Consider the following 16560-nt stretch of genomic DNA (forward strand, 5'->3'; position numbering starts at 1 on the left):
TCGACGGAAATATCGTCAAGATGGTCCATTAGAACACTCAACGTTATCCGGGCAGAAATTTCTAACGGCTACTATAGCTACGTTTTTCCGTCGGCGTGAACGATTCGGTGCCGTTGTAAACGGTTGGAAACCGCTCCCGGTGAGTCGTTCGGAGATAGCTACTCGAATTCGATTCTGCTTCCGGTCGCACGACAGGTTTCCAGCGCGTGTTTCGCGTCCATCCCGGCGTCCTGTGGCACCCGTCCCTGTCCCACGCCGACTTTCAGTTCGACTTCCACCGTCTCCTCGACGTGCTGAATCGCGTCCTCGTACGCTTCCTCGTCCAGATTCGGGCAGACGGCGATGACGTTGTCCCCGCCGACGAAAAACGAGAGCGAGTCGTGTGCCCGGCGCATGTAGCGCATCAGTTCGGCGTACCCCTGTTCGATGTGGATGAACGAGTCGAAGGCGTTCACCTCGTCGGTGTAGTTGCCGGTCATGTCGTTCACGTCGAAGTGGGCTATCTGGACGTCGTCGTCCGTTCGGAATTCCTCGTCTATCGTTCGTCCGTCGAGGATTTCGCGGCGCGAGCCGTCCTGTGCGCTTCCGGCGTCCTGTAGCAGTTCCGTGGCGTCGTGGAGCGCCTGCACCGGACTCGTCCCCGTGGCGACGCTCAAACTGACGGTCACGGGATAGCGATTGCCGACCGATTCCTGTACGAGCGCGTGGTCGGAGAGCGAGAGGCCGTTCGTCACGGCCACCATGTTGTCGAACCGCGTGAAGAAGACGTAGCCCTCCCGGTTACCGATGAGCTGCGAGAGGTCGGCGTACAACCGTGATTGCAGCGTTTGGAGGTCCACTTCCCGGCGCGGTTCGGGCGTCACGGTCCACGGCCCGTAGTTGTCGATCTGAATCAACGTTATCTGGGCGTTCGTCACTGTTGGTCCTGACTTTGAGGCACTATCGTATAAGCGGTCCTAATCGTGTTCCACGTCCCAGAAATGGAACGCAAAACGAAACGGGTGGCAGTGGGTTCTCGGGAGTGCCGAGGAAGCGGACGCGGAACGTCAGTTTTCGGACGAGTTCCATTCCGAGGGATTCAAATCTCCGTTCCACCTGCACCCCACAATGAGTATCCCGTCTTTCGTCATCGGCATCGCGGGGGGCACTGGCGCGGGGAAAACGACAGTGGCCCGCGAGATAACGGAAACGCGCAGTGACTCCATCACTCGAATTCCGATGGACAACTACTACAAGGACCTCTCGCACCTCGATTTCGAGGAGCGAACCGAGATAAACTACGACCACCCCTCGGCGTTCGAGTGGGACCTCCTCCGCGACCACCTCGATTCGTTGCTTTCGGGACAGACTATCCAGATGCCACAGTACGATTTCAACGTTCACAACCGCAAGGACGAACGCGTCACGGTCGAACCCACGGACGTCGTCGTTCTCGAAGGGATTCTCGCGCTGTACGATTCCGAGGTCAACGAGATGCTCGACCTGCAAGTCTACGTCGAAACCGACGCCGACGTTCGAATCCTCCGCCGAATCGAGCGCGACGTCGTGGACCGCGGACGGGACCTCGAAGGCGTCATGGACCAGTATCTCTCGACGGTCAAGCCGATGCACGAGCAGTTCGTCGAACCGACGAAAAAGCACGCCGACCTCATCATCCCCGAGGGCGCAAACCGGGTCGCGGTCAACCTCCTCGAGGAGAAGGTGCGCGCGGAGACGCGCACGGAACACTCGTGGGACGTCGAGGAGGAGATTCGAATCCCGACGGACGAGGGTACCGAGCGGAAAGAAGCGCCAGCCCCGACACCCAACGGTGGCGGTGAGCGGTGGTCGTCGGAAAAGTCGGAGTAGTCAGGCTCGTTTCTTCTCGGGATTCTCGCCGACCGGATGGTAGTCCCAGAAGCCACCGGCCCGCATCGCGTTGCCGACACCCTTGTGGAAATCGGTTATCGTCTCGAACTCGGTCGGTTCGACGTGTTCGAAGATGTCGTCGACGCTGACGACCTTTTTGTAGTTGATTCGAATCGGCTCGTCGGCGTGTTCCTCGACGAACTCGTCGCGTTCGAGCGGGAAGTCCTCGTCCTCGTCCAGTTTCTTCGCGAGGATAGCGAGTCCGTACTTGCGTCCACCCTCGCTCCCTTCTTCACCATCCGGGTCGTGAGGCCAGTCCATGTTCGCATCTCTGTTTGGGGGAGCAAAAGGGTTGCTTTCTGTCTCACTATCGGGACAGCGAGAGGGAGTTTTCCACCAAACTCCGGTGACCTCGCCGCAACCGCTCGGAGACGGCCTGATGTGAAACACCCAGTTCTTCGGCGAGGTCCGTGGTCGTCACCTTCCGTGGAATCTCGTAATATCCCCGCTTCATGGCGCTCCGTAGCGTTTCGTGCTGTTGTTGAGTGAGTTCGTGCGGGTCGTCCACCATCGTTGTCCGTTCCTGAACGTTTTGAACTTCAACGGGGACGTCGTTTTCGTGGCAGGTTCCGTATATCTCCGAGAGAATCTCGCGGTCCGTACATTGGATACGGAAGGTCCATTTGCCGTCCGCGGCCTGCGCGGTGAGGACGGCCGTATCGTCCATCGCGATCAGAGAGAGAGTCCGGTGAACGGTTCGGTCCCACTGTATCGAAAACAACCCCCTGTCCTTCAGCCTCGTCAGTAACGTCGCGTTCGTGACCGTGTTATCGTCCATGAACGCCCGCTCTACAGCCGATATGTCGGACGCCATGACCCGCAACTGCGGCATCACGTGTTCTACGTTGTGCGCAACCACTCCCACGACTTCGAATCTCGCCTCTGGCATCCGCGAAAACGTCTCGTGAAGGGCAAATTCGCTCGTCGGGAGTGCGATTTCAGCAATCGTACTCACACGAGTTACAACAAACAGTACCCAATTCGCTGTTCTGCTTGCTGATTCATGCCTGTTTAAATATCGAACGGAAAATCACCCCCTTATTTTCGTCTCGATTGCACTTTAGCCGGTGTATAATTAACTGGATGGGCTTCCGAACTTCGGCATATGGCGCGGCACATGCGAGGAAGATGAGAAACATGTCAGGCTCTTCATCCGGTGGATTCATCCACGGAATACTCATCGGCGGTGGCGTCGTTTTCTTCGTTGCGGGACTATTGATAGTGGCGGGGATACCGGGTGGAATCCTGGGACCGGCGGCGGGTGGCGCAGGTAATGGTACTACTCCGGCGGGAACGACACGGACCACGGAAAACACGCCGACAGCAACGCCGACAGCAACGACGACCACGACGACACAGCCGACGAAAACGACCGAGACGACTGAGACGACCGCATCGACGACACCGACGCCGACAACCACGACAACCACGACAACGACCACGACGCAAACCAGCGCTCCGAGCAAAACGGTTCGATACCGCGTCAACGTCGGTGGTCGCCGCCTTCCGGCGGCGAACGGCGGTCCGGACTGGTTGGCGGACGGTGAAAACAACCCCATTCGGTTCGGGAACGCACGCATCAGCGGCAGTCACACGAACCAAACCAACGATCCGATGGCGATGACCCCCGCCGTCCCGAAGGGGACGCCCGAGGCGGTGTTCCAAAGCCGACGTTACGACGCCGACGTGAAGAACGACCACAGCGACGACGCCGAGATGCAGTACCGATTCCCGGTGCAGAGCGGTACGTACGAGGTCAGACTCTACTTCGTCGAATCGTACTTCGACGACTCGGGATGGAACGACTACCAGAAGGAGGGACCACGGAAGTTCGACGTGCAAGTCGAAGGAAAGCGCGTCCTCCACAACTACGACATGTATCGGGAACTCGGTCACGACCGGGGAACGATGAAGTCGTACACCGTCACCGTCCGCGACGGCGTCCTCAACGTGAAGTTCCTACACGGCAAGGAGGACCCGATGCTCTCGGGTATCGAAATCGTCCGCGTAAACGAGGGTAACGTGAACAAGGACCGCGGCGACTCGGACGGAACCGACGACCGGTCGTGGTCCAGTGCGACAGTTGAGCAACCCCTTCTCGCGGTAGCCACGGATTCGGGAATCGAAGCGACGTAACGGGTTCGCTATCGGCTCACTTCTTCCGAGGCAAGAAGAAGCGCGCATGCGTGGCCAATAGTTATCGTATGGGCATCGTTTTTCGGCGGGAGACGGCGGAAACGGAGCGACTTGTTACGTTCAGCGACGGCATCTTGGCCATCGCCATCTCCTTGTTGGTGTTGGACATCCCCGTGGCCGACCGTCCCGCCGGGGGCATCGACCGCGGTCCTTCCGACCCTCGTTATTGACCAGTGGCACGAGTTGTTCGGCTAGGTGTTCAGTTTTCTCGCCATCGGGGGCTCTGTAGACATATATACGCGAACTTCATCAAAATATAAAGAGACACAAGTAAATACTGCGTTGCTCCAAACGCCCTTGCCGTGGGGGCAACGGTCAGGCTTGGTTCGGCCTGTTTCCATAATTGGCTCTGTCATCCCCATTTGACATCTGGGGAGCGTCATCCTTCTCCCCACCTTTCGAAATTCCGAAAAGCTGGACGCATATCGGCATGACATAGGGAACCAGTATCGTTGGTCTCGGAGCGATTGATCTGAATGCTCGCGATTCCATATCATGATCCTATTCGAATCTTTTGCTCGATGGGATTGGGATTTGAACAACGCCCGAGTACCTGCGCACGGCGCAGAACCTCGGTCCAATTCAAACCCAGACGCCTTGCTCAACGCTCACGAGTTGTTCGCGTTGAGAACGGTGGGATTGGGATTTGAACCACCTGAAGACGCTTCCTCACTCGCTTCGCTCGTGAGACTGCCTCTTCCGTCCCTCAAATCCAAACGCCGTTTTCGCTGTTCGTGACTGCCGAGCACACGCTACGCGGTGCTCGGCGATTACTCACACCGAAGACGGTGGGATTGGGATTTGAACCCAAGAGGCATGACGCCACCTGCTTTCAAGGCAGGCGCAATAGGCCGCTCTGCCATCCCACCACGGCCGGGTGTACTCGGTACCAGGTTTAAGAACTGTCGGTCTAGGGGCAGCAACGTATCGGCTCAAACTAATGAGCCGACTGAAATATTATCGTTAGACATTGAACCATAATCGTTTAATTCCTATGGTGCATTTCCTCGGCCACGATGCCATCACTGAACTTCGAACCGTTGACGTACGCGGAGTTGCCGGAGGACCGGCGACCGTCGTTCGGACAAGCGCTCTTGCCCGTTCTCGCGACGATCCTGTTCCTCGCGGTCGGGTCGGCGTGGCTGGGGATGGACCCCCACATGCCGCTGCTGTGGGCCATCGTGTTCACCGGCCTCGTCGGCTACTACCTCCTCGGCCTCTCGTGGGAGGACTTGTACGACGGAATCGCGGACAGCCTGTTGATGGGGCTACAGGCCGTGTTCATCCTGTTCGCCATCTACGCCCTCATCGCGACGTGGATCAGCTCCGGGACGATTCCCGGCCTGATGTACTACGGGCTGAAACTGCTGTCGCCGACCGTCTTCCTGCCCGTGACGGCGATACTGTCGGGACTCGTCGCCTTCTCCATCGGGTCTTCGTGGACCACGGTGGGGACGCTCGGCGTCGCCTTCATCGGCATCGGGTCGGGACTCGGGATTCCCGCGCCGATGACCGCCGGGGCGATTCTCTCGGGCGCGTACGCGGGGGACAAACAATCGCCGCTCTCGGACACCACTAACCTCGCGGCGGCGGTGACGAACACCAAACTGTACGACCACATCCGCGCGATGCGGAACGGGACGGTTCTGGCGTTCGGTCTCGCGGTCGTCGGCTACGCGATTCTCGGGTTGCGGGCGAGCGGTAGCGCCCAAGGTGGGCGCGTCGGCGACATCCAGCACGCGCTGCTCGGAACTTACCACATCTCGCCGTTGGTGTTTATCCCGCTCGTCGTGACGTTCGGCCTCGCGCTCCGCGGTTATCCCGCGCTGCCGTCGCTCGTCGCGGGTATCTTCTCGGGCGTCGGAACGGCCATCCTCGTCCAAGGGATGTCGTTCACGGCCGCGTGGGACGTCGTGCTCGCAGGAACGGCCCCGAAGACTGGAATGGACCTCGTCAACGGACTGCTCCAGAGCGGCGGTATCGAAGGCTCTGCGTGGACTATCAGCGTCGTCATCGCCGCCCTCACCCTCGGTGGACTGCTCGAAACGACGGGCGTCCTCGCCGTCCTCGCACACCGCCTCTCCCAATCGGTCAGCAGCGTGGGCGGGTTGGTCGCCGGAACGGGTGCGGCCGCCATGCTGACGAACGCACTCACGGCCCAGCAGTACATGAGTATCGTCGTCCCCGGCATGACGCTCCGTAACCTCTACGACGAGTACGGACTCGACAGCAGCAACCTCTCGCAGGCCGTCGAGTCCGCCGGAACCCCGACCGGCGCGCTCATTCCGTGGCACGCGGGTGCCATCTACATGGCGGGGGCGCTCGGCGTCTCGACACTTTCCTACGCGCCGTACTACCTCTTCGGCTTCCTCTCGCCGATAATCCTGTTCGCGATGGCTGCCACTGGACGGGGAATCGCGGCCGATTCGTCGGAGAAGCAGGGTACAGTCGCGTCCGCCGACTGACGGACGACTGAGCGACAAACGAAGAGCCGACTACCGAACCAGTTCCCGTTTTCCGTCCCGTTCTTCGACGCGCACGCCGAGTTCGTGGAGGTACGACGCCGTGTTGACCGGGACGATTCGTTCCGCGGCGATGCGGGCGTTCAACAGCGGAATCAGCGAGCGCAAGTCCTCGCCCGTCGCCACGCTCGTCATCGCGGGCAGGTAATCCACGTCGCGGCCGGCGTCGACGGCGCGGTGCGTCGCCGTCTCTATCTCCGGTGCGGTGTACACGTCCGCGAAGTCGATGGTGTCCGTCGCGCCGAGGTAATACAGTCGCCCGTCGTCGGCAGGGCCGAGGACGACTTCGCTCCGGCGGAGTTTCATCGCCGCGCTGTCGATCTCCTTTCGCGTCAGCATCGGCGCGGTGCCGTCCACGATGGCGACGGAGGCCACGCCCTCCTCTTGGAGCAGGTGAGTCGCCGTGTTTCCGGCGCGCCCCGAGAACGTCTCGCCGACCTGCACCTCGAAGCGCACGTCGCTCACGTCGTCGAGCGCTTCCTCCGCCAGCGCGCGGAGTTCCTCTTCGGAACTGCCACCCCCTTCGTACTCGTCCGGAATCGCCTCGTCGGGGCGATAGTTGACGAGCAGTTCCCCGCCGCTGTTCGCCGCCGCGAGGAACGTGTCTTTCAACATGGCGGCGTACAGTTCGGTCGCCTCTATCGTGGAGAGCGGCGACGTTTCGGGGAGTTCCGGCAGGACGAACCCTTCGCGCGGCGGGTCGGCCAGTACGGCGATAGTGGTCATACCCGCCTGTCGGGGCGGAAGCGCCTTGAAAGCCACCATTTTATGCCCTCCACCTTCCAATTTCGACCATGCACTGGACGAAACCCCTCGGCCTCCTCGGCGTCGCCGTTCTGGCAGCCCTGACGCTCGGCGCGCTCTTCGTTTTCGTCACGCAAACGCTCACCGGCGACGCTGTCACCGCCAGCGTCGCTTCCATCGCACTGCTGGTCGTCGCCGTCGCCGGACTGGCACACGTCGGCGGACGCTCGAAGCGGTGGCGGCAGAACCCCTACTGGTGAACGAATCGGGGCGCTAAATCTCCCTGTCGGGGTTCGCCGGTTTTATCGGCTCCGTCGGTATTCGTCGGCCGTTATCGGCCCTGTCTGCCTTTCGTCTGCCGGTAATCCGTCCCCATCAACTCGGCGAAGTGCTCGACGAACGCCTCCGTCTGTTCTTCGGTCGGTTCTCCGGGATGTATCATCGGAACGAGTTCGAACCCGCGTCCACGAATCGTCGTCGCGTGGTCCTCCGCGATGTCGATGTCAGACGCCGGTGTCGTGGTGTATTCGGTGGCGATTTCGGTGAGTGCACCCTCCCCGACCGGAACGAGGATTTCGGGGTTTATCATCCGAATCTCGGCGTTCAGATATGGCTCGCAGGTCATGATTTCACCGTCGTTCGGCGGCCGTTCCGGGTGGTGACAGCGCGTCAGGTAGGTGAGAAACGCGTTCTCGATTTCGGGTTCGTCGGCGTCTGCCGGCGAGTCGCTCAGACCGAGTCGGCCGAGAACCGCCTGTAGCCGTTCGCCAGCCTCGTCCCCGGTGAACGGGACACCGGTTCCGTCCGCGCCCGCGCTCGGCATCTCGCCGACGAACAGGAAATCCGCGTCCACGTCGCCGTAGCCGTGAACGACTCGTTCGCGGCGTTTACATAAATCACAGTTCGTACACTCCTCGTCCATTCCGAAGGGATTCGAGCGCTCCTCCTGTTTCGCGTTCATACACCGTGATTGAGCCGCGAGCGTAAAAGGGGCTACTCCTCGGCGAGCGCGAGAAACGACGCCGCCCATCGCGCGTTCTCCCGAACCGAAACGCGGTGTTCTCGCTCGTTGTGGTCGATGAGTCCCGCGGAGTCGAGCTTCGGGAGGTGGAGCTGGTACAGCGTCGCGTAGCACTGGCGATGCTGGTCCGGCGTCACCTCCTTTCCGACGACATCGCGTCGGGCGACCGCCCTCGCTAACTCGTCTATTTCGACCGTCTCGTCGGTGTCGAGGAGATAGCGAAGCGCGTCGCGCCGTTTCCTCGAACTGAGGGCTTCGAACATGCTATCGAGCGACGGACCGCCGCTCGACCCCGCCGTGGACGACCGGATGGGACGGTCGGCGTCGTGGAAAAAATCGACCGTCTCGTCGGCGAGCATTCGAAACGGAGCGACCTCCGAGTCATCGGTGTATCCGTCGTATCGGAAGTACCCGACGGCGTTCATGTCGGCGAGGAGCTTGGAAACGCCGTCGAAAAAGGAGACCATCCGATGGACGGAAACGTGTTCGAGCGGAGTCGTGAGCGAGTCGAAGAGGAGCGTCTTCTCGTCATCGAACGCCGCGAGGGCGGACGTGATGGCCGCCCGAATCCCGTCTAGGTCGTCGGGTCGATGGACGGTATCGACGGTCGCCCGTACCGACTGGTCGGCGGAAGATTCCGTAACACGCATCGACGCGCCGACCTCGATGACGCGGACCGCGTCGGGAAGCGGACCGACGTGCTGACGCCAGAGATCGAGGAACGAACCCGCAGATCGGTCGAACGTCACGGCCACCAACGCGTTGGTATCGTCGTGCGGAACGTACGTGAGGGGATGACTCCCCGCTCGGCCGTTTGCTCCTCGCGGCGCAGTGACGAGGACGCTACTGCCGGTCTCGAAGTCGAGGTTCGCGCTCGTCATGGGGGTTGACTCCGGCAATCGTTTCTTCCGTTCGATAACCACTGGAGGGTCCGTCTGATTGGTTTCATTGATTCGGCTACTGTGTTATCTCGGCGTATGGGCGACACGGTTCCTCACGTCAGCGATCCCTTTCGAAACGTTCTGGCCGCTGAGACGTATACTGGTTTGATTATGGCGTGCGATTCGAGCACCACACTCCAACCGCTGCCGTCTAGGGCGCTATACGCATCTATTCGTAATAAATTTGTTCGTGAACAAGAATCACGTGCGCCCGCTGTGGTGATTTCATATCATTGACATCGCGGGCCGTAGCGAACGCTCCGTTCGTCCGCAGCGGGGGCACTCGCGGAGTATCACGTGTCCGTTCGAGTGGGCGAACACGGTCAGACCGTCGATGGCGAACGTGATATGCCCCGTGGTTCGATGTTCTCGAGGGGCACGGGTAAAGAGCGCATCGAGGGCGTCCGGGTCGAGAACGTCCACCAGCGGAGTCATAGTTTCGGTCGGGTCTATGCCCCGAATCGCCGCGACAGCTTCGATGACGGTCTCGCTCAGGGTTCCAAACGACGTCGTATCACGGTGCGTGTGGTACGTCCGCGGACTGGACGCAACGAGCGTCGGACCGCTCCCCTCATCCTCCTCATCGGTGTCGACGTTTTGTCGGTTTATCGATGTATCGTCGATGATTCACCCCCGATGCGGTATAAAATTACGTCTCCGGTCGGTTAGGATGATACTCCGTGTCGTACTCTCCCGGTTGTCCATCCAATCGGTCGGGATTGATGCGCCCGCCGAGCAGCATGAAGTCCACGAGCGTGAGCGCGAGCATGGCCTCGACCACGGGGACGCCGCGGGGCGGAAGCACGGGGTCGTGACGGCCGATGACCTGCACTTCCTTTTCCTCGCCGGTTTCCCAATCGACCGTCGTCTGGGTCTTCGGAATCGAGGTCGGCGCGTGTAGCGTCACCTCCCCGTAAATCGGTTCGCCCGTCGTGATACCGCCCTGAAGGCCGCCGTGGCGGTTCGTCACGGGTTTCGGGTCGTCGTTCGAGTCGAACTCCCATTCGTCGTTTCGGTCGTGCCCCGCCCACTCGCGCGCGTTTCGGCCGAGGCCGAACTCGAACGCGGTGGTGGCCGGCACCGACATCATCGCCTGCCCGAGTCGCGCCTCGACGGAATCGAAGCGCGGGGCGCCCAATCCACGCGGGACGCCGCGCGCTTCGAAGTAAATCGACCCGCCGATGGAGTCACCCTTCTCCTGATACTCGTCTATCAACTCCCGCATCTCCGCGGCGACGTCCGGGTCGGCGCACCTGACCTCGTTCTCCTCGCTGTGTTCCACCATCTCCTCGAAGCTAACGTCGTCGGCGCGAACGTCGCCGATCTGATTGACGTGCGCCTTCAGTTCGACCCCTTCCGACGCGAGTATCTTCTTGGCGACGGCTCCCGCGGCGACCCAGTTCACCGTCTCGCGCGCCGACGACCGACCGCCGCCGCCCCAGTTTCGCGTCCCGAACTTCGCCGAGTAGGTGAAATCCCCGTGGCTCGGCCGCGGTGCGGTGATGAACGGCTCGTACTTGCCCGACCGGGCGTCCTTGTTCTGGATGACCATCCCGATGGGCGTGCCAGTGGTGTAGCCGTCCTGAATCCCGCTGTTGATGGTCACGGCGTCGGGTTCGTCCCGACTGGTCGATATCATCGACTGACCGGGTTTTCGCCGGTCCAAGTCGCCCTGTACGTCGTCGGTCGTGAGTTCCAGCCCTGCCGGACAGCCGCTTATCGTGACGCCCATGGCCTCCCCGTGACTCTCGCCATAGGTCGTCACCTGAAAGAGGCGTCCGAATCGATTTCCGTTCATTACCCGTTCCTGTGCGGCGGGGGCATTTAGAGGTTGCAGACCCCGGAACGTTTCGCCACCGGTGGCCGAAAGAAAATTTATAGCCAGGACACCAACACGCAGGCGATGAATCGGCGACGATTCGCCGCCCTGCTTGGTCTCATAGGGAGTTCCGCGGGCTGTGTCGGCCGACTTCCGACGGATAGCGCCGACGACGACGCGGAACCGGTGAGCCTGCGCGTTCGAAACTTCTTCGAGAAGCGACGAGTCGTCACTGTCTCCATCAAGGGCACCCGTACGGGAGACCACTACAAATCGAAGTTCTACCTCTTTCCGGGATGGATAGAGAACCGGCGAAACATCCTTAAAGCGGACACCTACGAGGTGAACGTGGAACTCGACAACGACATGTGGCGCACCGTGGAGTGGAAGATGAGCGGCTGTGAAACGAACGTCATTTTAGTCGACGTCGGCCCCGACGGAATCGGTGTCACCTCGACGTGTCAGGAGGAGATGACGGAGACGGGAACCGCGACGGAAGCAGAGACCACGACAGAAACGGAAACCACAACGAAAACTGGAACGGCGGCGGGAACAGAAACTACATCGGAGACGGGAACCGCGACGAAATCGGAAACGACGACGAAAACGGGAACCGCAACGGAAACGGGAACCACGACAGGGACGGAGACGAACTGAGTTATCGCTGTACGTCGCCGCCGAGGTCGTACAGGACCTCGAAGAAGTCGGGGAACGACACGTCCACGTGTTCCGAACCGGCGACCATCGTCGTTCCGTCGGCCGCGAGTCCGGCAACCGCGAGGGCCATCACGATTCGGTGGTCGCCGTGGCCGTCCACTACGGACCCGACGAGGTCCGACTCGTCGCCGTGGACGGTGAGGGCGTCTTCTTCCTCTTCGACGCTCGCACCGAGTTTGGAGAGTTCCTTCGACATCACCGCCACGCGGTCGGTTTCCTTGTACCGAACGTGTTCGCAGTTCTCGATGCGCGTCTCGCCGTCCGCGACGGCACCGAGGGCGGCGATGGTCGGGAGGAGGTCCGGCGTGTCGCCGACGTCGACCGTGACGCCGGAGAGCGAGGAACGTCGAACCGTCAGCACGCCGTCGTTGCGGTTCCAGTGGACGTCCCCGCCCATCTGCTTCAGGACGTCGACGATGAACGTGTCACCTTGGGCGCTCGGATACGCGCCTTCGATTTGAATGCTCTCGCCGTCGTCGGCCGCCACCGCGCCCGCTGCGAGGAGGTAGGAAATCGAGGAGAAGTCGCCCGGAACGTGGTACTCGCCGTCGCTCGGTTCGTAGAACTGCCCGCCCGCGACGTGATAGCCCCCGTCCACTTCCTTCGCGGTGACGCCGAAGTCGTCCAACAACTCCAACGTGATGTCCACGTATGGTGCCGACTTGAGTTCCGTTTCGAGGTCGATGGTCACGCCGTCGTCGGTCAGTGCACCTGCCATCAGCAGCGCCGAAACGTACTGCGAGGAGACGTCGCCCGGAATCGAGGCCGTTCCGCCCGAAATCGGCCCCTTGATGACGATCGGGGCTTTGCCGTTGCCGCGGCTGCTTTCGGCCCTGCCGTCGAGTTGCTCGATGGCCGAGAGCATCGGTCCCTGGGGGCGCGAGCGGAGGGACGCGTCACCAGTCAGGACGGTGATGCCGTCCACGAGTGCCGTCGTCCCGGAGACCAGTCGCATCGTCGTCCCGCTGTTTCCGCAGTCGAGCACGTCCGCCGGGGTGGTCGGTTCGCCGCCGAAGCCGTCGATTTCGATGGCCTCGCCGGTATCGGTCACGTCGCCGCCGAAGGCATCGACGGCCCGCATCGTCGCCTTCGTGTCGGCGCTGATGAGCGGGTCGAACACGAGCGCCCCGCCGGAATAACCGGCCGCGAGAATCGCACGATGTGTGTAGCTTTTCGACGGCGGTGCCCGCGCCGTCCCGGAGAGTCTCGACCGAGAGATTTCGACATCCATGTGCGACCCGTCTATCCGAACGGGTATCAGACTACCGCCCTCCGGAAAATATCGCCGGTCGGAGACATCCATCCTGTTCGAGACATCTCCTCAGTCGGAGACAATCTCTCGTGCCGGTCGGAAACGTCTCGACTCCGAGACGCTTCACCGGACGACCGTAACCGGAATCGTCGCGCGTCCCGTGACCTGCTTTGCGACGCTTCCGAACAGCGTCTCGTAGCGCTCGGACGCGCCGCGATGGCCGACGAAGACGGCGTCGAAGTCGTTGTCCTCCGCGAACTCCGTGATTCGTTCGACCGGTTCGCCGTACAGCATCCCCGTCTCGATTTCCGTTCCCCGACGTTCGGCGCTCGCCGCCGCGTCGTCGAGCAGGTCCTGCCCGCGGGTCTCCGCGTCTTCGACGCTCGTCAAGAGGAGTTCGCGGTCGGCCTCGGCGAAACTCGTCGGCGGCGCGTCGCCTCCCGTGAACACCTCGGTCGGGACGACGACGTGAATCGCCGTAATCGGGGCGTCCGTGTCCTCCGCGAGGTCGATGGCGTAGTTCAGTGCGTCCGTACTCGACGGCGAGCCATCGAGCGCGACCAGATATCCCCCCATAACGGGTGCTAGTTGGTCGTGGAGGCGGATGTGGATTTCGGCGGGGGTGGGGAGTTCGAGTCGGTGGGAATCGGCTCTTTCCGGTCGATGTTGCCGAGACCACGCCCGCCCTCCGACATCGTTTTAGTTGTCGCCTCTGTGTCGAACGACATGGCACAGGACCTCTCGGCATTGGATTCCATCCTCGATTCGATGGGTGTGGACGGCTTCCTCATCGACGCCGATTCGACGGATTCGGACCAGCTGTATCTCTCGGGTTTCGACGCGCCGGACGCCTTCACGACGCTGTACGCCGACGGCGTTCACCTCCTCGTCTCCAGTCTCGAATACGGACGGGCGAAAAAGGAAAGCGACGCGGAAACCGTCTCCCGACTGTCGGAGTACGACTACTACGAGAAGATAGCCGAACACGGCCCGGAAGCGGCGAAGAACCACATCATCGCCGAGTTCCTCGCCGACCGCGGCGTCGAGTCGGTGGCGGTCCCCGCCCGGTTCCCCGTCGGCACCGCGGACGGACTGCGCGAGGCTGGCGTGACCGTTCAGCCTGACAACTCCTCGGTCCTCGTGCGGATTCGCGCGACGAAGACGGACGAGGAGATAGAACACGTCCGCGTCGCACAGAGGGCGAACGAAGCGTCCATGCACGCCGCCGAGGACCTCCTCGCGGCGGCGACGATTCGGGACGGCCTGCTTCACTACGACGGCGAACCGCTGACCAGCGAGCGCGTGAAAGAGGAGATAGAGGTGACGCTCCTCCGTCACGGGGCCGCGCTGGACGAGACCATCGTGGCCTGCGGTGCGGCGGGTGCAGACCCGCACAACCGCGGCAGTGGCCCGATCGCGGCGAACGAGGCCATCATCATCGACATCTTCCCCCGCGACAAAACTTCGAAGTACCACGCCGACATGACCCGAACCTTCGTGCGCGGCGAACCCTCCGAGGAGATACGCGAACGCTACGAACTCACGCACGAGGCGTTCGACGCGGCGTTCGACGCCCTCGAACCGGGTGCAACGGGCGAAGAGGTACACGACGCGGTGTGCGACGTGTACGAGGAGGCTGGCTACGACACGCTTCGGAACAACCCGAACGCCGAGACGGGATTCATCCACAGCACGGGCCACGGCGTCGGACTGGACGTCCACGAGGACCCCCGACTCAGCCCCAGCGGCGGCGAGTTGGAACCCGGCCACGTCGTCACCATCGAACCCGGCCTGTACGACCCCGAAGTCGGCGGCGTCCGCATCGAGGACATCGCCGTCGTCACCGAGGACGGCTACGAGAACTTCACCGATTACCCGATTCGACTCGTCGTGGACGAGGAGTAGGCCGACCGGTTTTCGATTCGTCCTCCCTTTCGTTCTTTTTCGATTCGTTTCCGCTTCCGAGATAGCGGCGGCTTTCTCCCGGTCGGACAGCCTTTAGGCTCCACTCCGAAAATCGAACCTATGGCCGACGAATTTCGTTCCTTCGAGGGGCTTCGGCGCGCGCTCACCGAGGCGACGTTCGACAAACCACCGGCGATAGTCTGCAACGCACACGTCACCGGATTGAGCGTCGCCCGCGCGCTCTCCGCCCACGACGTTCCCGTCATCGCCATCGACCGAAACGGCAAGGGCGTCGCGCCGTACTCCGACGCCGTGGATTTCGCCGGACGGGTGACGTTCCCGCTCGACGACTCCGACGGATTCCGCGACGACGTGGAAGCGCTCGCCGCAGAACTGGACCACGACCCCGTCGCGTTCCCGTGCATGGACGAGTGGGTCCACGCCTTCGCCGGGACGGAACCCGAGGGCGTCCGCCTGCCGTTCGCCGGCCGGGAGACCATCGACGCCGTCCTCGACAAGGAGTCGCTCTACGCGAAGGCCGAGGAGTTGGGCGTTCCCTACCCCGAGACGTACCGCCTCTCGGAGACGGACCCGGACGATGCGGCCGACGCGCTCGGCTTCCCGTTAGTCGTCAAACCCGCGCTCAAACGCGAGTTCGAGGAGGCCGTCGGAACCAACGTCATCGAAGTCGCCGACCGCGAGGAGTTGGCCGACGTGGCCGCCATGGCCGCGGACGCCGGTATCAACGTCATGGCACAGGAGAAAGTGGACATCGCCGTCGGACGGGACTGCTCGCTCGCCTCGTACGTCCCCCAATCCGGCGACCCCGTGACGTTCGTCGGCAACGCCCGGGTTCGCTACCCGCAGGCGTTCGGTACCTCGTGTCTGGTTCGGAAGGCGGACCAGCCCGAAATCGAGGCGCGCGCGCTGAAAGTGCTGGATGAAGCGGGGTACTACGGCATCAGCGAAGCCGAGTTCGTTTACGACCAAAGCCGGGAGGAGTACGTCCTTCTCGACATCAACACCCGTCCGTGGAAGTGGATTTCGCTGCCCGTCCAGGCCGGTGCCGACCTGCCGGGGGCCGCCTACGCCGAAGCGGTCGGCGAGGAGTTCGATTCCGGCGAGGCGCACTCGGCCATGTGGGTATACCTCGCCGATTATCTGAAACTGCTGGCAAACGGTTCCGGTTTCTCGGACGCTCTTTCGGCGGGGCAGTGGGAGTCCCTGCTGTCCGGCGGGTTCGAGGGCTCGGACGAGTTGACGACGGGTGTGTATCGGCCGAGCGACGTCGGACCAATCCGTCGGCTCATGAAAACCGAGTTCGGAACCGCCGACTACTACTGTTCCTGCTAGGGCGAATCTAAGGGTTTGGGATGTATCGCGGTTTTTTCCTGAAAGCCTCTGCCCACTCGCTTCGTCGGAGGGATTTTGTTCCCTTTGGGACTACTGTTACAGGGAAGTGGATTGCGAAAGCCCCCGCCTGGTCGCGGCCCCCTTTCATTTCACCCCGCCACGCAACCGGATTGCGAGCCACA

Annotated in this window: 19 protein-coding genes and 1 tRNA gene; 8 read left to right on the top strand and 12 right to left on the bottom strand. The window is 62.0% G+C overall.

Annotated features, from left to right (window positions below):
• Positions 1 to 158 precede the first annotated feature (158 nt).
• On the bottom strand, positions 159 to 917 hold the full coding sequence (locus AC1XDK_RS22260; RefSeq protein WP_483352172.1) for a GTP cyclohydrolase III: 759 nt from the start codon (positions 915 to 917) through the stop codon (positions 159 to 161).
• 190 nt (positions 918 to 1107) lie between these two features.
• Here AC1XDK_RS22260 and udk point away from each other — a divergent pair, with 190 nt between their 5' ends.
• The gene (gene udk, locus AC1XDK_RS22265) at positions 1108 to 1848 is read left to right on the top strand and encodes a uridine kinase (RefSeq protein ID WP_483352173.1); all 741 of its coding nucleotides are present in this window, start codon (positions 1108 to 1110) and stop codon (positions 1846 to 1848) included.
• On the opposite strand, the gene AC1XDK_RS22270 is transcribed toward udk, so the two are convergent.
• Both AC1XDK_RS22270 and AC1XDK_RS22275 read right to left on the bottom strand, forming a co-directional pair.
• Positions 1849 to 2169 (bottom strand): DUF5785 family protein, encoded by a 321-nt coding sequence (locus tag AC1XDK_RS22270; RefSeq protein WP_483352174.1) that lies wholly within the window; start codon positions 2167 to 2169, stop codon positions 1849 to 1851.
• Positions 2170 to 2215: 46 nt separating this feature from the next.
• Entirely contained in the window at positions 2216 to 2863 is a 648-nt protein-coding gene (locus AC1XDK_RS22275) for a helix-turn-helix domain-containing protein (RefSeq protein WP_483352175.1), read from the bottom strand.
• Positions 2864 to 3045: 182 nt separating this feature from the next.
• Between AC1XDK_RS22275 and AC1XDK_RS22280 the strand changes: the two genes are divergently transcribed.
• Entirely contained in the window at positions 3046 to 4044 is a 999-nt protein-coding gene (locus AC1XDK_RS22280; RefSeq protein ID WP_483352176.1) for a malectin domain-containing carbohydrate-binding protein, read from the top strand.
• 68 nt (positions 4045 to 4112) lie between these two features.
• Entirely contained in the window at positions 4113 to 4274 is a 162-nt protein-coding gene (locus AC1XDK_RS22285) for a TMEM175 family protein (RefSeq protein ID WP_483352177.1), read from the top strand.
• Between the two features lie 616 nt (positions 4275 to 4890).
• Here the strand turns inward: AC1XDK_RS22285 and AC1XDK_RS22290 are convergent.
• Positions 4891 to 4973, bottom strand: a tRNA-Ser gene (locus AC1XDK_RS22290).
• Between the two features lie 147 nt (positions 4974 to 5120).
• Between AC1XDK_RS22290 and arcD the strand changes: the two genes are divergently transcribed.
• A complete protein-coding gene (arcD, locus tag AC1XDK_RS22295) occupies positions 5121 to 6569 on the top strand; it encodes an arginine/ornithine antiporter ArcD (RefSeq protein WP_483352178.1) in 1449 nt (482 codons plus the stop codon).
• A 30-nt stretch (positions 6570 to 6599) separates the two neighbouring features.
• Here the strand turns inward: arcD and AC1XDK_RS22300 are convergent, their stop codons facing one another.
• Positions 6600 to 7352: a TIGR04282 family arsenosugar biosynthesis glycosyltransferase gene (locus tag AC1XDK_RS22300; RefSeq protein WP_483352385.1), complete on the bottom strand. Its 753-nt coding sequence runs from the start codon at positions 7350 to 7352 to the stop codon at positions 6600 to 6602.
• Positions 7353 to 7420: 68 nt separating this feature from the next.
• Here AC1XDK_RS22300 and AC1XDK_RS22305 point away from each other — a divergent pair, with 68 nt between their 5' ends.
• The gene (locus AC1XDK_RS22305) at positions 7421 to 7630 is read left to right on the top strand and encodes a hypothetical protein (protein WP_483352179.1); all 210 of its coding nucleotides are present in this window, start codon (positions 7421 to 7423) and stop codon (positions 7628 to 7630) included.
• A 71-nt stretch (positions 7631 to 7701) separates the two neighbouring features.
• On the opposite strand, the gene AC1XDK_RS22310 is transcribed toward AC1XDK_RS22305, so the two are convergent.
• The 4 genes from AC1XDK_RS22310 to aroC form a co-directional block, all read right to left on the bottom strand.
• A complete protein-coding gene (locus AC1XDK_RS22310; protein ID WP_483352180.1) occupies positions 7702 to 8331 on the bottom strand; it encodes a uracil-DNA glycosylase in 630 nt (209 codons plus the stop codon).
• Between the two features lie 32 nt (positions 8332 to 8363).
• Positions 8364 to 9272: a DUF7504 family protein gene (locus AC1XDK_RS22315; RefSeq protein WP_483352181.1), complete on the bottom strand. Its 909-nt coding sequence runs from the start codon at positions 9270 to 9272 to the stop codon at positions 8364 to 8366.
• A 285-nt stretch (positions 9273 to 9557) separates the two neighbouring features.
• Positions 9558 to 9959, bottom strand: a complete 402-nt coding sequence (locus AC1XDK_RS22320) for a HalOD1 output domain-containing protein (RefSeq protein WP_483352387.1) — start codon at positions 9957 to 9959, stop codon at positions 9558 to 9560.
• Positions 9960 to 9981: 22 nt separating this feature from the next.
• Positions 9982 to 11130: a chorismate synthase gene (gene aroC, locus AC1XDK_RS22325; RefSeq protein WP_483352182.1), complete on the bottom strand. Its 1149-nt coding sequence runs from the start codon at positions 11128 to 11130 to the stop codon at positions 9982 to 9984.
• 105 nt (positions 11131 to 11235) lie between these two features.
• Between aroC and AC1XDK_RS22330 the strand changes: the two genes are divergently transcribed.
• The gene (locus AC1XDK_RS22330) at positions 11236 to 11808 is read left to right on the top strand and encodes an Ig-like domain-containing protein (RefSeq protein WP_483352183.1); all 573 of its coding nucleotides are present in this window, start codon (positions 11236 to 11238) and stop codon (positions 11806 to 11808) included.
• 1 nt (position 11809) lies between these two features.
• On the opposite strand, the gene aroA is transcribed toward AC1XDK_RS22330, so the two are convergent.
• The 3 genes from aroA to AC1XDK_RS22345 form a co-directional block, all read right to left on the bottom strand.
• A complete protein-coding gene (gene aroA / locus AC1XDK_RS22335; RefSeq protein ID WP_483352184.1) occupies positions 11810 to 13099 on the bottom strand; it encodes a 3-phosphoshikimate 1-carboxyvinyltransferase in 1290 nt (429 codons plus the stop codon).
• 144 nt (positions 13100 to 13243) lie between these two features.
• A complete protein-coding gene (locus AC1XDK_RS22340) occupies positions 13244 to 13696 on the bottom strand; it encodes a universal stress protein (RefSeq protein ID WP_483352185.1) in 453 nt (150 codons plus the stop codon).
• Between the two features lie 8 nt (positions 13697 to 13704).
• Positions 13705 to 13848 (bottom strand): hypothetical protein, encoded by a 144-nt coding sequence (locus tag AC1XDK_RS22345; protein WP_483352186.1) that lies wholly within the window; start codon positions 13846 to 13848, stop codon positions 13705 to 13707.
• Between AC1XDK_RS22345 and AC1XDK_RS22350 the strand changes: the two genes are divergently transcribed.
• On the top strand, positions 13847 to 15025 hold the full coding sequence (locus tag AC1XDK_RS22350) for a M24 family metallopeptidase (protein ID WP_483352187.1): 1179 nt from the start codon (positions 13847 to 13849) through the stop codon (positions 15023 to 15025). The two genes, AC1XDK_RS22345 and AC1XDK_RS22350, sit on opposite strands and share 2 nt — an antisense overlap.
• Positions 15026 to 15145: 120 nt before the next feature.
• Positions 15146 to 16378 carry a carboxylate--amine ligase gene (locus AC1XDK_RS22355; protein ID WP_483352188.1) on the top strand — a complete coding sequence of 411 codons (1233 nt, stop codon included), beginning with the start codon at positions 15146 to 15148 and terminating at the stop codon, positions 16376 to 16378.
• Positions 16379 to 16560 lie beyond the last annotated feature (182 nt).

Source organism: Haladaptatus sp. HS23, from assembly GCF_056892285.1.